Here is a 256-nt window from a genome sequence, read left to right as displayed (position 1 = left end):
ATTTAAGGTATCCAACTGTGACTAAGCCAATGTTAAGAATATCATTGTCGTATTTTCATACTGAACAAGATATAGATAGGTTGTTTGAAATTTTGCATCAAGAAGATTGAGGTGATCGTCATGTATAGTATAAAAATGCGTTCTAGCAATCAAGATGTTCATATTAGTGGTGCTGAAACGATTTGTGAGTTTGACAAAATAGAACAGACGGTACAAAGGTTTTATAATAAAGGTTTTTTTCATGAAAATGGGCAAC

Annotated in this window: 1 protein-coding gene; it reads left to right on the top strand. The window is 32.0% G+C overall.

From position 1 onward, the window contains the following. Positions 1-120: 120 nt before the first annotated feature. On the top strand, positions 121-256 hold a 136-nt coding region (locus tag GUI70_RS25965; protein ID WP_368733653.1), incomplete at its 3' end, for a 6-carboxyhexanoate--CoA ligase.

Source organism: Deinococcus alpinitundrae (genome assembly GCF_009982895.1).
Classification (GTDB): Bacteria; Deinococcota; Deinococci; order Deinococcales; family Deinococcaceae; genus Deinococcus; species Deinococcus alpinitundrae.
The sequence above is the reverse complement of the archived record's forward strand: the minus strand, read 5'-3'. Positions and strand labels throughout refer to the sequence as shown.